Origin of the sequence: Chitinophaga vietnamensis (assembly GCF_902167635.1) — a bacterium.
GTDB classification, from domain to species: domain Bacteria; phylum Bacteroidota; class Bacteroidia; order Chitinophagales; family Chitinophagaceae; genus Chitinophaga; species Chitinophaga vietnamensis.
This window is the reverse complement of record NZ_CABHMS010000004.1, coordinates 70,396-86,458: the sequence shown is the minus strand read 5'-3', so window position 1 is coordinate 86,458 and position 16,063 is coordinate 70,396. Positions and strand designations below refer to the sequence as shown.

General features: G+C 50.8%; 16 protein-coding genes. 5 read left to right on the top strand and 11 right to left on the bottom strand.

Features of this window, described 5'->3' with window-relative positions; genetic code table 11:
- Positions 1-19 precede the first annotated feature (19 nt).
- The 3 genes from FPG75_RS11495 to pepT are packed head-to-tail and all read right to left on the bottom strand — an operon-like array spanning position 20 to position 2,449.
- Positions 20-385, bottom strand: a complete 366-nt coding sequence (locus tag FPG75_RS11495) for an ExbD/TolR family protein (RefSeq protein WP_236652775.1) — start codon at positions 383-385, stop codon at positions 20-22.
- A 48-nt stretch (positions 386-433) separates the two neighbouring features.
- Positions 434-1,150 carry a MotA/TolQ/ExbB proton channel family protein gene (locus FPG75_RS11490; RefSeq protein WP_143307000.1) on the bottom strand — a complete coding sequence of 239 codons (717 nt, stop codon included), beginning with the start codon at positions 1,148-1,150 and terminating at the stop codon, positions 434-436.
- Positions 1,151-1,201: 51 nt separating this feature from the next.
- Positions 1,202-2,449, bottom strand: a complete 1,248-nt coding sequence (pepT, locus tag FPG75_RS11485; RefSeq protein WP_143306999.1) for a peptidase T — start codon at positions 2,447-2,449, stop codon at positions 1,202-1,204.
- A gap of 194 nt (positions 2,450-2,643) precedes the next feature.
- On the opposite strand from pepT, the gene FPG75_RS11480 reads away from it, so the two are divergent.
- Positions 2,644-3,342, top strand: a complete 699-nt coding sequence (locus tag FPG75_RS11480) for a uroporphyrinogen decarboxylase/cobalamine-independent methonine synthase family protein (RefSeq protein WP_143306998.1) — start codon at positions 2,644-2,646, stop codon at positions 3,340-3,342.
- Between the two features lie 19 nt (positions 3,343-3,361).
- Positions 3,362-3,592, top strand: a complete 231-nt coding sequence (locus FPG75_RS26355; protein WP_143306997.1) for a cysteine-rich CWC family protein — start codon at positions 3,362-3,364, stop codon at positions 3,590-3,592.
- Here the strand turns inward: FPG75_RS26355 and FPG75_RS11470 are convergent.
- A complete protein-coding gene (locus FPG75_RS11470) occupies positions 3,589-4,017 on the bottom strand; it encodes an FKBP-type peptidyl-prolyl cis-trans isomerase (protein WP_143306996.1) in 429 nt (142 codons plus the stop codon). The genes FPG75_RS26355 and FPG75_RS11470 overlap by 4 nt on opposite strands.
- 101 nt (positions 4,018-4,118) lie before the next feature.
- Between FPG75_RS11470 and FPG75_RS11465 the strand changes: the two genes are divergently transcribed.
- Entirely contained in the window at positions 4,119-5,291 is a 1,173-nt protein-coding gene (locus tag FPG75_RS11465) for an exo-beta-N-acetylmuramidase NamZ family protein (RefSeq protein WP_143306995.1), read from the top strand.
- Between the two features lie 219 nt (positions 5,292-5,510).
- Positions 5,511-6,437, top strand: a complete 927-nt coding sequence (gene fmt, locus FPG75_RS11460) for a methionyl-tRNA formyltransferase (RefSeq protein WP_236652774.1) — start codon at positions 5,511-5,513, stop codon at positions 6,435-6,437.
- A gap of 68 nt (positions 6,438-6,505) precedes the next feature.
- Here the strand turns inward: fmt and FPG75_RS11455 are convergent, their stop codons facing one another.
- From FPG75_RS11455 to hemH, 7 genes are all read right to left on the bottom strand, one after another.
- Positions 6,506-7,468 carry a LysM peptidoglycan-binding domain-containing protein gene (locus FPG75_RS11455; protein ID WP_161596761.1) on the bottom strand — a complete coding sequence of 321 codons (963 nt, stop codon included), beginning with the start codon at positions 7,466-7,468 and terminating at the stop codon, positions 6,506-6,508.
- An 86-nt stretch (positions 7,469-7,554) separates the two neighbouring features.
- Positions 7,555-8,958, bottom strand: a complete 1,404-nt coding sequence (locus FPG75_RS11450; RefSeq protein WP_143306993.1) for a methyltransferase RsmF C-terminal domain-like protein — start codon at positions 8,956-8,958, stop codon at positions 7,555-7,557.
- Positions 8,959-8,982: 24 nt separating this feature from the next.
- Positions 8,983-10,515 carry an NAD(P)(+) transhydrogenase (Re/Si-specific) subunit beta gene (locus tag FPG75_RS11445; RefSeq protein ID WP_143306992.1) on the bottom strand — a complete coding sequence of 511 codons (1,533 nt, stop codon included), beginning with the start codon at positions 10,513-10,515 and terminating at the stop codon, positions 8,983-8,985.
- Positions 10,516-10,554: 39 nt separating this feature from the next.
- Positions 10,555-10,872 carry an NAD(P) transhydrogenase subunit alpha gene (locus tag FPG75_RS11440; protein ID WP_143306991.1) on the bottom strand — a complete coding sequence of 106 codons (318 nt, stop codon included), beginning with the start codon at positions 10,870-10,872 and terminating at the stop codon, positions 10,555-10,557.
- Between the two features lie 32 nt (positions 10,873-10,904).
- A complete protein-coding gene (locus FPG75_RS11435) occupies positions 10,905-12,035 on the bottom strand; it encodes a Re/Si-specific NAD(P)(+) transhydrogenase subunit alpha (RefSeq protein ID WP_143306990.1) in 1,131 nt (376 codons plus the stop codon).
- A 62-nt stretch (positions 12,036-12,097) separates the two neighbouring features.
- Positions 12,098-13,444 (bottom strand): protoporphyrinogen oxidase, encoded by a 1,347-nt coding sequence (hemG, locus tag FPG75_RS11430; RefSeq protein WP_143306989.1) that lies wholly within the window; start codon positions 13,442-13,444, stop codon positions 12,098-12,100.
- Between the two features lie 22 nt (positions 13,445-13,466).
- Complete coding sequence (gene hemH / locus FPG75_RS11425; protein ID WP_143306988.1) at positions 13,467-14,501, bottom strand: ferrochelatase; 1,035 nt, start codon at positions 14,499-14,501, stop codon at positions 13,467-13,469.
- Between the two features lie 308 nt (positions 14,502-14,809).
- Between hemH and hemA the strand changes: the two genes are divergently transcribed.
- On the top strand, positions 14,810-16,063 hold the full coding sequence (hemA, locus tag FPG75_RS11420) for a glutamyl-tRNA reductase (RefSeq protein WP_143306987.1): 1,254 nt from the start codon (positions 14,810-14,812) through the stop codon (positions 16,061-16,063).

The following is a 16,063-nucleotide window of genomic DNA, read 5'->3' as shown; positions in this document are numbered from 1 at the left end:
GCGGGTGTTTTATTTATTTTTATTTTTCTGCGTGTGCAGTAGCGAGTACTACTTTCGCGCCCATCTCCCGGGCTACTTCCATCACGCTGACGACATCTTCGATGGGTACTGTTTTTTCTGCATTGATCACGATGGTGGGGTCTACCGCTTCATGCCCGATAGCCGGCGCCAAGGCCTGCTTGAGGCCCTGGAAGGGCACTTTGTTGGTACCAACGAAAAATTCGTGTTTGTCGTTGATGCTCACCACCACCGTTTGTTTGGCTTTGGTATTGCTTTTGGCCTTGGGCAACATGAGCTTGATCACATTGGGATTGGCCAGTGTAGAAACGATGAGGAAGAACAACAGCAGGATGAACAGGATATCGTTCAATGCTGAGTTGTGCATTTCCACATGTTTTTTATTTCGGCTGCGTAAATTCATGTGCTACGGGTTTTAGCGGGTGGGCTCTTGCAGGATATCGATAAACTCTGCGGAAGCGCCTTCCATCTTGTTAACTACCTTGTCTATCTGTGCATTCAAAAAGCTATAGCCGATGAACGCCACAATACCGATGATCAAACCGGTAGCAGAAGTGATCATCTTCACATAGATACCGCCCGCAATGGTGCCCAGTGTGATATCGGAGGTAATGGAGATATTGAAGAAGGTCTGGATCATACCGGCGATGGTACCAAGGAAACCGAACATGGGCGCGATACCCGCGATGATAGACAGGATCACAAGGTTCTTTTCCATGCGGTACACTTCCAGTTTGCCCACGTTCTCCATGGATTTCTCAATATTTTCTATTGGTTTGCCGATGCGCTGTATGCCTTTGTCGATCATACGTGCGATAGGACTGTTGGTATTCTTGGCCAGCGAGCGGGCAGCCTGGATATTGCCGGTGGTGATCTGGTCACGGATCATCGGCATGAAATTATCTTCCAGCTTCCCTGCTTTTGCAATGGTGATATATCTTTCTACAAACACAAATACCGCTATCACGGACAAAATACCCAGCGGAATCATGAGCACACCACCTTTCATTAACAAGTCCATCAGGCGGATATGCTGATCTGCGGCCGCTGCCGCGTTTACGCCATGTGCAACCGAATCGGCCTTGGCAGACAATATTGAATCCTGTAATAACGTGATAAGTCCTGTCACCATGTTGTGATTTTATAGTAATAACGGTTAAAATAATAAATAATTACTAATTGCTCACGCGTTTTCTTCCCAAACCTGTGCCAGATGTACAATTGTCTGCACTGCTTTTTGCATATCCTGAATACTCACGTATTCATATTTGCTGTGCAGCGCCATTTCTCCGGTGAAGATATTGGGGCAGGGCAGTCCCATGAACGACAGGCGGGAGCCGTCGGTGCCGCCGCGGATGCTCATCTTCAGCGGTTTCACGCCGGCGCGGCGGATCGCTTCTGCAGCATAGGCGGTTACTTGAGGATGATGGTCGAGCACTTCTTTCATGTTGCGGTACTGTTCTGTTATTTTCAGTTGGCCTTTAGCGCCAGGATGGCATTCCAGCACGCGTTCCATGGTACGGCGCAGGTATGCTTCGTGCAGTTCGAGGTTAGAGGTGACAAAGTCGCGGATGATAAAATCAATTTCTGTTTTTTCTACGGTGCCGCTTATACGAACCGGATGGATAAATCCTTCACGGTCGCTGGTAGTTTCTGGTGAGAGACTGTCTTTCGGCAGTGCGTCCACAATTTCAGAAGCCACTTTGATGGCGCTTACCAGTTTATCTTTTGCGGCGCCGGGATGCGCGCTGATGCCGAAGATCGTGATCTTGGCGCCATCGGCGGAGAAGTTCTCATCTTCCAGGGAGCCCAGTTCGCCGCCATCCATGGTATAACCGAATTGCGCATTGAGTTTTTTCATATCCACTTTTTCCACGCCGCGGCCTACTTCTTCATCAGGTGTGAAGAGGATGCGGATAGCGCCATGTTTCACGCCGGGATGGGTCATGAAGAAGTTGGCGGCATCCATGATCTCTGCTACGCCGGCTTTATCATCGGCGCCGAGCAAGGTGGTACCGCTGGCGGTGATGATATCGTCGCCGATCTTTTCAGCGAGATAGGGATGATCTTTTGTGCGGATCACAATATTGTTATCATCGGGCAGTACGATATCGCTGCCGTCGAATTGCTTGTGTACAATGGGTTTCACGTTAGCGCCACTGCTATCGGAAGAAGTATCGACGTGAGAGCAGAAACAAATTACAGGTACCTGCTTGTCGGTGTTGGCAGGGATGGTGGCATATACGTAACCATGTTCATCCATCTCCGCATCGGTGATGCCCATCTCTTTCAATTCCTTTACCAGCAAGGCCGAGAGGTCTTTCTGCTTTTCGGTAGTCGGAAAACTGTTGCTTAACGGATCAGATTGCGTGTCTATCTGTGCATAACGCATGAAGCGTGTGTCGACGGTGTACTTGTAATTGGTAAACATATTGCAAACGTAAGGAAAAATCAGCGATACCTTTCTGCCGCAGGATTTTCTGTTTACCCATTCATCACATCTTCCGTTCAGGTAAAATATTCTTTACAAAGACGATTAGAAGAATATTTTTCTTTTAAAAAGATAAATATAGAAAACATTATAAAATTAACTACGTTTGCCAGCACAAACAACCGATCATTAATATGACAAGAATAGGCAGCGTGCCCGCATTGGATACCGCCTGTGAGCAATACCTGGCAGGCAGGATGGCATTGGAAAAACTGGAACTAACGGCAAGGCAGCTACGAAAACAGCAATGGGAACAACTACGGCAAAGTGGCGCCTGGCCTATCTATAGTAATGATCAGTCGTGGCACGATCGTATCCTCGACATGTGCATGACCCTTGGCGTGATCCCCGCGCGTTTCAGGGCATTGCAGCAAACCCTTGCCAATCCGGCTTCTCCGGAACTTTACTTCGCGATGGCCTATGGCTACCATAAGAATGGATTTGATATTGAAGCCCTGAAAACCGCTACCTGGGCTGATGGCAGCCATCAATACCTCGTACCCGAATTTGAGATGAGCCATCCCTGGCGGCTGTTATCACCACGTTGTATCCGCGAGTTCCTGGAAGCGCGCAACAGCGGCGTGCTTACACAGCCGCTGCTCACCGGCCCTGTAACTTTTTTGCTATGCGGCAATATTACTTCCGCCGGAATCAGCCAGCAGCAAGTATTGCAGCTGCTCCTGCCACTCTATGGCGAATTGCTGCAACAGCTGCAAAAAGCCGGCGCCACTGAAATCGCCATGCCGGAAACGGAGGAAGCCAGGGCGCATCCGCTGTACGACATGGCCTACAGCTATCTGCGGTTACACACTACGCTCCCGCTGCTTGCATAGAAAATAGTAAGTTTGTGACATGAACAACATACCACAGGCCACCTGTCCGCGATGCGGGCGCAGCTTCATCTGCCGGGCAGATGACATTATGCATTGTACATGCCGGGAAGTGGTGTTAACGGTATCGGAGCGGGATTGGCTGATGCAACAATATGGCAGCCGGTGCGTATGTGGGGACTGCTTACAGGAAATAGTAGCAGCAAGGATTTCCGGAGACGGCATGCTATCCGCCTCCGGAAAAAAAGATTAAAGAATTTCTACCAGTTCCAGGTCGAATACGAGGTCTTCGCCAGCAAGCGGGTGATTGGCATCCAGCGTGATAGAATCAGCATTTACTGCGATCACTTTCACCGGCATTACATGACCCTGCGGATTGCTCATCTGCAGTTCCATGCCTACTTCCGGATTCAGGTCAGCAGGAATATTTTCTTTAGGAAAATCCATGATATACTCGGGGCTTTTAGGTCCGTATGCCTGATCAACAGGGATATGGATGGTTTTCTTGTCGCCTACCTGCATCTCCAGCACACCGTTGTCGAAACCTCTGATCACCATACCAGCGCCCACCTTGAATTCCAGCGGAGCTCTTCCTTCAGAAGAGTCGAAGGTTGTACCGTTAGTTAAACGGCCGTGGTAGTGCACTCTTATAGTATCCCCGTTTTTAACAGCTTGCATAATCGTATCTATTTAATGTGAATAATTCATGCAAGGTAATAAAAGGACCTGTATTCGCCATTTTTTTTACTACGGCAGCAGATTTGCCGTATCTTACCGTTATGAACCGTATCATTTCACTCTCCGTACTGGTATGCCTGCTTTTCCTGGACGCAAGGGCGCAATACGCCACCAACATCGTTACTGGCGCCGCGCGCACCGAAGCATATCTGCCGCTGCTCAAAAACAAAAGGGTAGCGCTCCTCGTTAACCAAACAGCCACCATCGGGCATACGCACCTGGTAGATTCTCTGCTCAAACTGCATGTACGCATACAGAAGATCTTCAGCCCGGAGCACGGCTTCCGTGGCAATGCCGACGCCGGTGAAACGGTCGCTAACTCTACCGATGAAAAAACAGGACTGCCCATCGTATCGCTCTACGGCGCTCACAGAAAAGCCACCGCGGCCGATCTGCAAGATGTAGACATCATCATCTTCGATATCCAGGATGTAGGCGCCCGCTTCTTCACCTATATCTCTTCCCTGCAAGAGATCATGGAATCAGCTGCTGCCAACAACAAACCACTGCTGATACTGGATCGCCCCAACCCTAATGGCGACTATGTAGATGGTCCTATACTGGACACCGCTTTCCGCTCCTTCGTGGGCATGCAACGCGTGCCTGTTGTACATGGCATGACCGTAGGCGAATACGCCAAAATGCTCAATGGCGAAGGCTGGCTGAGCAACAAGCGCACCTGTCAGTTAACTGTTATCACCTGCAAAAACTACGACCATCATACTTTCTATGAGCTGCCGGTGAAGCCATCTCCCAACCTGCCCAATATGGCAGCGGTGTTGTTGTATCCATCCATCTGCTTTTTTGAAGGCACGGCCATCAGCCTGGGACGCGGCACCGACAAGCCTTTCCAGGTATACGGCTCTCCCGAGCTGCCGAAGCAAGGCTATACCTTCACACCCCGCAGCGTGGAAGGCGCTAAAAATCCGCCCTTGAAAGATCAGCAATGCTATGGCGAAGATCTCTCCCATTCCCCGGAAGCCGCTCCCGGCAAGCATCGCCAGCTACAGCTCAAATGGCTCATCAGCGCCTACCAGGCCTTCCCACAAAAAGATAAGTTCTTCATTCCCTTCTTCAACAAGCTCGCCGGTAACAGCCAGCTGATGCAACAAATCAAAAACGGCGCCTCCGAAGCCGATATCCGCAAAAGCTGGGAACCCGGCCTGTCGCGGTTCAAAGCCGTGAGGAAGAAGTATCTGCTTTATGCGGAATGATTTACGCGAAGGTTGTCTGGCTCAGGATTATAATGATTGAAAGGATTACCAGGATTTTTTTATCAGGATTTCAAAAGATTCGCGAAGATCATCTCGACATAATCTTCGCGAATCTTTTGAAATCCTGATAAAAAAATCCTGGTAATCCTTTCAATCATTATAATCCTGAGCCAGACAACCTTCGCGTAAATCCGTTTAATCTTAACTAACTTTGCACCTATGGCAAAAGATCTCAGAATAGTTTTTATGGGCACGCCCGACTTTGCGGTGGCCTCTCTTGATATACTGGTGCAAAACGGTTTTAATGTCGTGGGTGTAATTACAGCGCCTGACAAGCCCGCCGGGCGCGGGTTGCAGCTGCAGGAGAGCGCTGTTAAAAAGTATGCGGCAGCTAAAGGATTGACCGTGCTACAACCGGAAAAGCTGAAGAACCCCGAATTTATTGCAGCACTCAAAGCCCTGAAAGCCGATCTGCAAGTGGTGGTAGCTTTCCGGATGCTGCCCGAAATAGTGTGGAATATGCCGCCGGAAGGGACAATTAACGTACATGCGTCACTGTTACCCCAGTATCGCGGCGCGGCGCCTATCAACTGGGCCATCATCAATGGCGAAAAGGAATCCGGCGTAACCACTTTCAAGCTGCAACACGAAATCGATACCGGCGATATTCTCTTCAATGATAAAGTAGCGATCCGGGAAGATGAAACCGCCGGCGAGCTGCATGATGCACTGATGAATACCGGCGCTCGGCTGCTATTGAAAACCGTGCAGGCCATCGCCGCCGGCGAGGTGAAAGAGATACCACAGGCCAGCATCAATGCAGCGGATATCAAACACGCACCTAAAATTTTTAAAGAAACCTGCCGCATCAACTGGGAACAACCGCTGGATAGTATTTACAACCTGGTACGGGGCCTCAGCCCCTATCCCGCTGCCTGGACTACCCTGCAAGACAAGACCATCAAGATTTACAAGGCACACAAAGTTGCCGGCAAACCTGCGGTGGCGCCCGGCGAATTTGAAACAGACCAGAAAACGTTTGTGAAGATCGCCGCACCCGATGGTTACCTCTTCCTCGATGAAGTGCAGCTGGAAGGCAAGAAGAAAATGGATATTGCCGCTTTCCTGCGCGGATACAGGTTTTGACGATACTTACATATGTGCAACGGCCCCTCCACGGTAATGGAGGGGCCGTTGCGCATATGTAAAGTATATTAATTCTCGTAAGAGAGCTCACAATAGAACTTGGCATCGCTGCTGCCTAAAGCCTGCATGGCGCTGTCGCTCAGTTTGATGATCAAACCAGCATTGGATTTCATCTGGGGAATCACATCGAGCACTTTGGCGTACACTGCTTTTCCATTGAGCGGGTTGGTAACTTTGATGATGGTACCACGGGGAGCGCTGTTATGCAATGCGTAGTATTTACCTACTGCGTTGCTCTTGAACCAGGTGCCAGGGCCTTTTTCAGCCGTTACCTTTTTGCCGCCCTTGGTTTGTTGTTCATACAGTTCTTCGAAACTGCCGCCGGTAGATGTTACCACGGGAGCTGCAGGAGCCGGCGCTGGTGCAGTATCATGTGTTTCAGTGGCAGGAGGCGGCGCCTGTTCTTTTTGCTTTTCTTTCTTCGCTACTTCTTTTTTAGGTTGCTCCGGAGCCGGTGTGGATGCGGGTTCCGGCGTAGTGGCAACAGGTGCTGGCGCAGGCTCTTTTTCTTTCTTTGCCGGTGCAACACCTCCTGATTTCAGGTAACCGATGATCAGGTAGCTGTCCTTCTTCAGTCCATCACCCGAAAAACCGTTCCACTGGCGGATATTCGCCAATGGCACTTTGTTGTAGTTTACACTCACACGGTAAAGTGTTTCCTTACCTTCTACTTTGTGATACACTGGCTGACCGCCGGCATCTGCTTTCTGCGAGAAATTGGCTGCGGTGAGCGGGATGTGTACAGCGTGACCGAGCTGCAAGCCCTGATCCATTGATATTTTATTGGCGCTGGCAATTTCTTTGGGAGAGATGCCATAAGCGCGGCCAATGCTATAGAAATTTTCTCCTTTCTTAACGACGTGTGTGATGTAGAGGTTGGGTGCTGTACCCTGCACCTGCAGCGTATCCTGCGCTTTGACAGCTCCTGCGCACAAACCAAACAAGGCAACTGATAGAATCGTTTTTACCATACTAACTCTGTTTATACTTTTTCGGGCAACTAATATATGCGTTAAAATCTGATTTATAAAAAACGGAAAAAACCTTGCCATATTACTCACAGGCCGGTAATTTCCTTCAGTATCCTTTGTTCTTTGGGATAATAGTTGTTCATTCTGTTGGGTAGTATCTTGGCCCATCCCAGCGGCATCTGATGGTATTGTATCAGTGCCCATCCCTTGATATCGGTGTGGATGGCCGGATCCTCCTTGCGCAGGTACAGCAACGCTTCCGGCAAGTCAAGCTCCACACGCGGGATATTGGCAGCTACCAGCGTGCTGGCAGCCAGCTGGTGATCCGGTATCAACTCTTTAGCGCCGAGCTGCCCAGCTTTGATACCAGCTTTGCGAATATACAACTGTTGCTGCAACAATGCTATTTCCTTGTAAAGTGCCGGCGGCATGATCAGCGCTTCATCCTGGTGCAGCAAGTATTGCTGATCCCGGGACATATCGATCCAGTGAGATAACTTCTCTTTATCTTTTGCCGCAAGCGCAGCCACTTTCTGCTCTTTCCATTTCCTCGGAGATTCGCCGCTACGCTTGCGGAAACAGGCAATGAAAAAGCCTTCGCCTTTGAGACGGTCGGGGTAGAAACGATAGCCGGTGCAATTGCTTTTGGGTGATACGGCCGGAACGATCTGCCAGGCTTCATCTACCGGCAAGGGAATATTTTCCAGCTCGAAATGTGCGGCCAGCCAGTCGAGTATCATTTCATCTTCTTCCTGTGAGAAAGAACAGGTGGAGTAGATAAGGATGCCTTCTTCTTTGAGCGCAGGCAGCGCATCGGCCAGGATTCTTTGCTGGCGCTGGCTACAGAGCACTACGTTTTCCGGCGACCATTCCGGGATCAGTTCCGGATCGCGGCGGAACAGCCCTGATCCGGAACAGGGCGCATCAATCACGATCAGGTCGAAATAACCCGGCAGGCGTGAAAAATCGCGCGGGTCGTTATTGCTCACCACCACGTTAGCGGCGCCCCAGCGACTGACGTTATCCGCCAGCAGCGCGGCTCTCGGCTTGATCACCTCATTGGATACCAGGATACTTTCCTCGTTGAGCAAAGATTGCAACAACGTGGATTTGCCGCCAGGCGCGGCGCAGAGGTCGAGCACCTTCAGCGGCGCATTTAAATCAACAGTGGCGCGCACCGCCTGTTCAAGGAACATCGACGAAGCCTCCTGCACATAATAGGCGCCGGCGTGAAAAAAAGGATCGAAAGTAAAGGAAGGTCTTTCAGGAAGATAGTAGCCTTCCGTGCTCCAGGGCACGCGGCTATGGCCTTGCGGCGAGAGCGTAATGAGCACCTCGCTGCGTTTCTCTGCTGTAGCGAGTTTCAACGGATTAAGCCGCACTGAAGTGATCTTCTCGGCCGCTGCATGTACAGCTAAAAAAGTTTCTTTGTTAAAACCGGGCAAACCGGCTAACGACGCTACCAGCGCCGGTGGTATATGATTCGGCAACGATCTTGTTTTCCGCAAAAATAATTAAATCGTCTTGATCTCGCTCACCAGCTGTTGCAGTACCTGCTTGGCGTCTCCAAAGAGCATGGATGTTTTAGGTTGAAAGAAAAGATCATTTTCGATACCGGCATAACCGGGTTTCATACTGCGTTTGTTCACGATCACATGTTTGGCATTTTCCACTTCCAGTATCGGCATGCCGTAGATCGGGCTGTGGGGGTCGTTCTTGGCCGCCGGGTTCACCACGTCGTTGGCGCCCAGCACCAGCACGGCATCTGTGGTGTTCATCTCCCCGTTGGCATCTTCCATCTCCATCAATTTATCATACGACACATCTGCTTCTGCCAGTAATACGTTCATATGCCCTGGCATGCGGCCTGCCACGGGATGAATGGCATATTTCACCTCCACGCCTTTCTCTTCCAGTAATTTTTCCAGTTCATGACAGGCATGCTGCGCCTGCGCCACCGCGAGGCCATAGCCCGGCACGATCATCACTTTATGCGCATACGCCAATACCACCGCGGCATCCGACAAAGAAATTTCTTTGTAATGGCCCTGCTCTTTGCCGCCTGCGCTGCCGCCTTTGGCGCCGCCGAAAGAGCCGATCAGCACATTTTTGAGCGAGCGGTTCATCGCCTTGCACATCAATATCGTGAGGATGGTACCTGCGGAACCTACGAGGATACCGCCGGTGAGCATCACCGGGTTGTTATAGAGGAAACCGCCGCAAGCCGCTGCCACGCCGGTAAAGGAGTTGAGCAACGAGATCACTACCGGCATATCCGCGCCGCCGATCGGCAACACAAAGAGCACGCCATATAGCAAGGCCAGTAAAAGTATGCCGTAGAAAAGCAGGTGCATACCGGTGAAAGACGTATCAGGCCTGGCATGCAGCAAAGTGTTATTGCCGTTGAAGATGAGCGCCACCGCGCTTATCAACAGTACCGACAGTACCGCGAGGTTCACCATGTGTTGCCCGGAGAAAGCGTAATCCCTGATGCTGCCGTTGAGCTTACCCCACGCAATCACGCTGCCGGCAAAGGATACCGCGCCAATGATGAGGCCCAGCAGGATGATCAGTATCTCCCCTTTATGATCGGTCACCATCAGTTTCGACAATTCTGAAACAATGCCGTTCTGCGAGATATCTACATTGATGTGCAGGTTTTTTATCGACACATTCAGCATGTCGCCGATGTTATCAGGACGGGTGAGATGATTGAACTCTACGATAGAGATCAAGGCGGCGCAGGCGCCACCCATGCCGTTGAACATACTGACCATTTCGGGCATGGCGGTCATCTTCACTTTTTTGGCGGCCATTACGCCGATAGCGCCGCCGATGGCGAGGCCGCAAAATATCCAGCCGAAATTATGCAGGTGTTTGCCGCCGGATTGATAGAGGAAGATAGTGCCCAATATGGCGAGCGTCATGCCAAAAGCCGCTACCAGGTTGCCTTTGCGGGCAGTGTCTGGTTTGCTCAGCATTTTAAGTCCGAGGATGAAGGTAACAGAGCCGATCAGGTAGATAACAGATAAGATGCCGGAGGCCATATGCATTCGCTTTTAGCGGTGAATCTTTCGGAGGAAATTTTATTTCCTTCCCTTTTTGTTACGGAACATTTCCAGCATGCGGTCTGTTACCACAAAGCCGCCTACAACGTTCAAGGTGCCTAATATAACGGCGAGGAAGCCCAGTATCAGGGCGAGGTAGTCTCCTTCTTCCGCTTTTCCCATCACGATGATCGCGCCGATGATCACTACGCCGTGTATGGCGTTGGCGCCGCTCATCAGGGGGGTATGCAATACAGAGGGCACCCGCGAGATCACTTCAATACCGAGGAAAATAGACAGGATCACCACATAGATCAATTCCATGTGCTGTTCGAGGAATGCAAAAAACTGTTCCATGCTGATGTGTTTTAATGCAGTCCGGATGCGGCTTATGCCAGCTGCATCTGGGCTTTAACGCGGTCATTTCTGATCACACCGCGGAAGGTGATGCAGCTGCCTGCAACGATATCATCTTCAAAGTTCAACAGTGTATTTCCTTCTTTGGTGAGTATGAGTCTGAAAAAATTGAACAGGTTTTTGGAGAAGAGCTTGCTGGCGTCAGCTGGCATGGTAGCCGGGAGATTGGAATTACCGATGATGGTAACGCCTTTGTAGTGCACGGTAGCATTGTTCTCTGTAGCGGTGGTATTGCCTCCGGTGGCGGCCGCGAGGTCCACGATCACAGCGCCGGGCCGCATCTGGTCCAGCATTTCACGGGTCACCAGCAGGGGCGCTTTTTTGCCGGGTATTTGCGCGGTGGTGATCACGATATCGGCTTTGGCGATGCTTTCAGCGATCTTTTGTTGTTGCCGTTTTTTGTAGTCTTCTGTTTGTTCTACGGCGTAGCCGCCGGCGGCGCTGGCATCGGCGGCGCCTTCCACTTCTATGAAGCGGGCGCCGAGGCTCATTACTTCTTCTTTTACGGCCGGGCGGGTGTCGAACACTTCTACTACGGCGCCGAGGCGGCGTGCTGTGGCTACCGCTTGCAGACCGGCAACGCCGGCGCCCAGTATCAGCACGCGGGCAGGCGCAATGCTGCCGGCAGCCGTCATGAACATCGGGAAATAACGGGAATAGCTATACGCCGCCAGCAATACCGCCTTGTAACCGGCAATATTGGCCTGTGAGCTGAGCACATCCATGCTCTGCGCACGCGTAGTGCGGGGAATAGCGTCCAGGCTGAAGGTAGTGAGCCTGCGGGAAGCCCACAGTTCTACCTCGTTCAGCCGGTACAGGGGCTGCAACAAACCAATAAGTATCTTGTCTGGCTGGATCTTTTCTATCTCTTCGCGGGTAGGGGGATGTATACAGAAGATCACATCAGCGCCGGAGAGTATCTCGGCGCCGGACCGGATCACGGCGCCTTCTTTCGTATAGTCGTCGTCGTTAATGAATGATTTTTCGCCGGCGCCCTGCTCCACCCATACTGTCATTGCTACCGAACGGAATATCCTGATAATCTCCGGTACTACGGACACCCTGGTTTCGCCGTCTTTTTCCTTTAAAATCCCTGCGATCATTTGGTGGAAGTTTATAATGGAATTTAAAGAAAAAAACAGTACGAACAGATATTCTTTCCCGATTAATTTTTCTTCAGGGATGCCGCCAATGTTGCAGCATGTTGCAGCAATGCCGGAACGGCCACGCCATGCAGGAAATTACCGCTCACGTGTATGCCGGGATATTTTTGCTCGAAGCCCGCCACGGCGGCGCGCAACTTCGCATGACCGGTATTCAGCTGCGGCAATGCATGGGGCCAAACGGTGAAACGCTGCATCACCGGACCGGCAGTCAGGTGCAGGATAGATTGTATTTCGGATAATATCTTTTGTTGTAATGCGGCGCTGTCCTGCTGTTCAAGCAGGTGCTCCAGTCGAGCCCCGCCAGTGAAAACGGTGAACAGCACCTTGCCTTCCGGCGCTTTTCCGCTGAAGATAGCAGAATTGCAGATGGCGCCCAGGAAATGTAAATGCTCTGCATGCGGCACGAGGAAACCGAAGCCCTCCAAAGGTTGTGGCAATGCGCTGGCATCAAAACCGAGATGCAACACGCCCATCTTCGGATAGGGCAGCTGCTTCAAAAGCGCGGCAGTAGCGGCATCCAGCGGATCGATGACAGCAGCGGCGCTATATGCCGGTAGCGCCAACACTACTTTGGATGCACGTACTTCTCCGGTGTGGCCATTCTCCTCATATTGCACGCGATAAGCGTCTCCATCAGGAATGATCCTGCTGATCGCGCAATTGAATTGCACCAGCGTTGCCAGCTTCTCCTGCAAACGCTTTACCAGCAAGGCATTGCCGCCTTTCAGACTTAGTATCTTGCGGCCGCCCAGCGCTTCTTTCTCTTTCATCAGCCCTTTGGTGACGCTGCCGTATTCCCGCTCCCAGCGCGGCAATGCGGGCAGCACTTCCTGTACGCTCAGTTTGTCGGGATTGCCGGCATAGATGCCGGACAATATCGGGTCAAATAAATATTCGTTGATCTCCTGATTAAATCTTCTCGTCACAAATTCTGTGACGCTCTCCTCTTCCGCTACTGGTGCGGATTTGCGGAATTGCTCCGTAAAAAGCCGCCATTTGCTTTTACCGCTGATGTATTTGGAGCCGATAATTTTAAAGGGATGTGGCGATACCGGATGTAAACTGCGGTTGCGCACCAGGAAACGTTTTTTGCTGGTAGCGGCGGCTTCCTCCATATCGGCTTCCAGTCCGAGTTCGCGCAGGTAGGCCAGCGTGGCGGGATTGGCGGCGATGGTATTGGGGCCTGCATCCAGTTCGAAGCCATCCTGGTGAAAGGAAGCGATCACACCGCCGGAGTGGCTGGCAGCTTCCATAACAAGATACGGTATCTGTTGCTTTTGCAGCTCATAAGCTACGCTCAGGCCGGTCAGGCCGGCGCCGGCGATAATGATGGGTTCCTTGGGCATGAGGACGGGTTTTTTAGAAAGTTTATTGCTGCATCACATGGGCGCAATACTTCACGATCGCCTTCACCCATAAAGGATGTACATTCAAACACGGGATCATCGTGAAACTATCGCCCCCGTTGCTGATGAACGAGTGCTTGCCTTCTACCGCTATCTCCTCCAGTGTTTCCAGGCAATCAGATACAAATGCCGGGCACACGACCAGTAATTTTTTCTTTCCTTCTTTCGGGAGGTTTTCAAACATCGAGGCAGTGTACGGTTGCAGCCATTCTTCCCGGCCCAGGCGCGATTGGAAGGAGACCCCCCATTTCTCTTTTGGCAGTTCCAGCTTCGCTGCCACCAGCTCCGCGGTGATCGTGACCTGGTGGCGATAACAAAATTCGTGCGCCGGTGATTTCACATGGCAACAATCATTCACTTGCAAACAATGCTTGCCGGTGATATCGCCTTTTCGTATATGCCTTACCGGTACTCCGTGATAACTGAACAGTACATAATCATACTCCTGTTGCAGGTAAGGCCGCATGCTTTCCGCCACTGCGGCGATGTAGTCCGGCTCGTCATAGAACGGCGGCACCACCGACAGTTTGAAGGTATATTTCTTTTTACGGTAGATATCTTTGGCATATTCTGCTGCTGTTTCGTACGACGACATCGCATAGTGCGGATACAATGGCAGCAGTATCACTTCCTTCAAGCCCGGATGTTCCGCCAGCAACTCGTTGAAAGCCGCTTCCGGCGAAGGATTGCCGTAACGCATGGCTATTGCTACGGGCATCTCGGTATCATGCTGTACCGCTTTTTGTAATTGTTTTGTCAGCACGATCAATGGAGAACCTTCTTCCCACCAGATAGACTTATACGCTTCCGCTGATTTCTCTGCGCGCTTCGGTACAATCACACCACCTACGAGCAGCTTGCGCATCAGCCAGGGATAATCGATCACTTTCTTGTCCATCAGAAATTCAAGCAGATAACGCTTCACATCCGGTACTGCCGTAGAATCGGGAGAACCCAGATTCATCAGTACAATTCCTACTTCAGATTTAGATACCATGCAATTTGTAAAGATTGCTGCAAAAATAACTGTTTATCAGATAAAAGATATTGATTCAAGATATTGACGGGATCGATGAAAACAATTACTGCACGGTGTTCTGTCATGCGTTTGTAAGGAACGCGCGGAATATATTTCGTATATCCGTGCGCATCACAGCCCCCGCCGCTACTGCGTGTAAAACCTGATAAAAATCATTTTTTGGCGGAGCAGATTACCAGTAGGAGAAATGACACACTAATGACAGCCTAAAGCCTTTTGTTTGCGGCGTATGCAAGTATTTTTGCAGCCGGAAGCTAATACAAAACATGCAGGTCAGTCATTCAAAAGATATAGCAAATTTTCATATCGTTGGGATCAACTATAAGAAAACAGACGCTGCTATCAGGGGATTATACGCCATCAATCCGGCCCAATACCAACAACTCCTGGAGCGTGCCAGGACTGTGCAATTAGATGATCTCTTTGTACTCTCCACTTGTAACAGAACGGAAATATACGGATTCGCCGAAAGTGCCGGCCAGTTCATCGATCTGCTGTGTGATATCACACACGGGGATCGTGACCAGCTGCTGGAATTAGCCTATACCAAATCAGGAGAAGAGGCCATCCGTCACTTGTACCAGGTAGGTACCGGCCTTGATTCACAGATACTCGGCGATTACGAAGTGATCGGCCAGATCCGCAACGCAGCGAAGTTTGCAAAGGCCAGCAATGCCCTCGGCAGCTTTCTCGAAAGGCTGGTGAACAGCGTACTGCAAGTTTCCAAACTCATTAAAACAGAAACCGGTTTAAGCGCCGGCACCGTATCTGTGGCCTTTGCCACCGTGCGCATGCTCGAACGCAAAATGCCGGACATCAAAAATAAAAAGATCGTACTCGTAGGTGTAGGCAAGATAGGCCGCAGCACCTGCAAGAACATGATCGAATACCTCGGCGTACAATCCGTAACGCTCATCAACCGCACCATGCAGGTAGCCGCCGATTTCGCCGGTCAGCACGGCCTGCGATACGCGCCGTATGAAAACCTGGTGGATGAATTACAACAAGCCGATGTGATACTCGTTGCCTCCAACGCACCACAACCTACCGTGCTCGCACATCACCTGCAACATACTTCTCCTAAACTGGTGGTAGATCTCTCTATCCCTTTCAACGTAGAAGCAGCCGTTGGCGATCTCGCCCACATCTCGCTCGTGAATGTAGATGAGCTCTCCAAAGTGCAGGACGAAACGCTGCAAAACAGGCTGGGAGAGGTTCCCAAAGCCATCGCCATCATCGATGAGCACATGGCCGAATTCCTCTACTGGTACAAAATGCGCAAACATGCCGTAGTATTGAAAGCAGTGAAAGAGAAATTACAGGAGATACATACGCGCGAGATACAACAACAAAAGAATGGCGTCGCATTGAAGATAGAAGATATGGAAGAAGTATCTTCCCGTATCATCCAAAAAATGATCAACCTCATGGCCGGCAAAGTGCGCAAGGAAACCGACAAGAGCGACCAGTACATCGCCATGATCAATGATATTTTCGAGACAGGCGTTAACCAGGAATAA

What these genes read in the sequence shown, in the direction of transcription:
- FPG75_RS11495 (WP_236652775.1), bottom strand. Translation starts at nt 385, where the DNA reads ATGCACAACTCAGCATTGAACGATATCCTGTTCATCCTGCTGTTGTTC.
- FPG75_RS11490 (WP_143307000.1), bottom strand. Translation starts at nt 1,150, where the DNA reads ATGGTGACAGGACTTATCACGTTATTACAGGATTCAATATTGTCTGCC.
- pepT (WP_143306999.1), bottom strand. Translation starts at nt 2,449, where the DNA reads ATGTTTACCAATTACAAGTACACCGTCGACACACGCTTCATGCGTTAT.
- FPG75_RS11480 (WP_143306998.1), top strand. Translation starts at nt 2,644, where the DNA reads ATGACAAGAATAGGCAGCGTGCCCGCATTGGATACCGCCTGTGAGCAA.
- FPG75_RS26355 (WP_143306997.1), top strand. Translation starts at nt 3,362, where the DNA reads ATGAACAACATACCACAGGCCACCTGTCCGCGATGCGGGCGCAGCTTC.
- FPG75_RS11470 (WP_143306996.1), bottom strand. Translation starts at nt 4,017, where the DNA reads ATGCAAGCTGTTAAAAACGGGGATACTATAAGAGTGCACTACCACGGC.
- FPG75_RS11465 (WP_143306995.1), top strand. Translation starts at nt 4,119, where the DNA reads ATGAACCGTATCATTTCACTCTCCGTACTGGTATGCCTGCTTTTCCTG.
- fmt (WP_236652774.1), top strand. Translation starts at nt 5,511, where the DNA reads ATGGCAAAAGATCTCAGAATAGTTTTTATGGGCACGCCCGACTTTGCG.
- FPG75_RS11455 (WP_161596761.1), bottom strand. Translation starts at nt 7,468, where the DNA reads ATGGTAAAAACGATTCTATCAGTTGCCTTGTTTGGTTTGTGCGCAGGA.
- FPG75_RS11445 (WP_143306992.1), bottom strand. Translation starts at nt 10,515, where the DNA reads ATGGCCTCCGGCATCTTATCTGTTATCTACCTGATCGGCTCTGTTACC.
- FPG75_RS11440 (WP_143306991.1), bottom strand. Translation starts at nt 10,872, where the DNA reads ATGGAACAGTTTTTTGCATTCCTCGAACAGCACATGGAATTGATCTAT.
- FPG75_RS11435 (WP_143306990.1), bottom strand. Translation starts at nt 12,035, where the DNA reads ATGATCGCAGGGATTTTAAAGGAAAAAGACGGCGAAACCAGGGTGTCC.
- hemG (WP_143306989.1), bottom strand. Translation starts at nt 13,444, where the DNA reads ATGCCCAAGGAACCCATCATTATCGCCGGCGCCGGCCTGACCGGCCTG.
- hemH (WP_143306988.1), bottom strand. Translation starts at nt 14,501, where the DNA reads ATGGTATCTAAATCTGAAGTAGGAATTGTACTGATGAATCTGGGTTCT.
- hemA (WP_143306987.1), top strand. Translation starts at nt 14,810, where the DNA reads ATGCAGGTCAGTCATTCAAAAGATATAGCAAATTTTCATATCGTTGGG.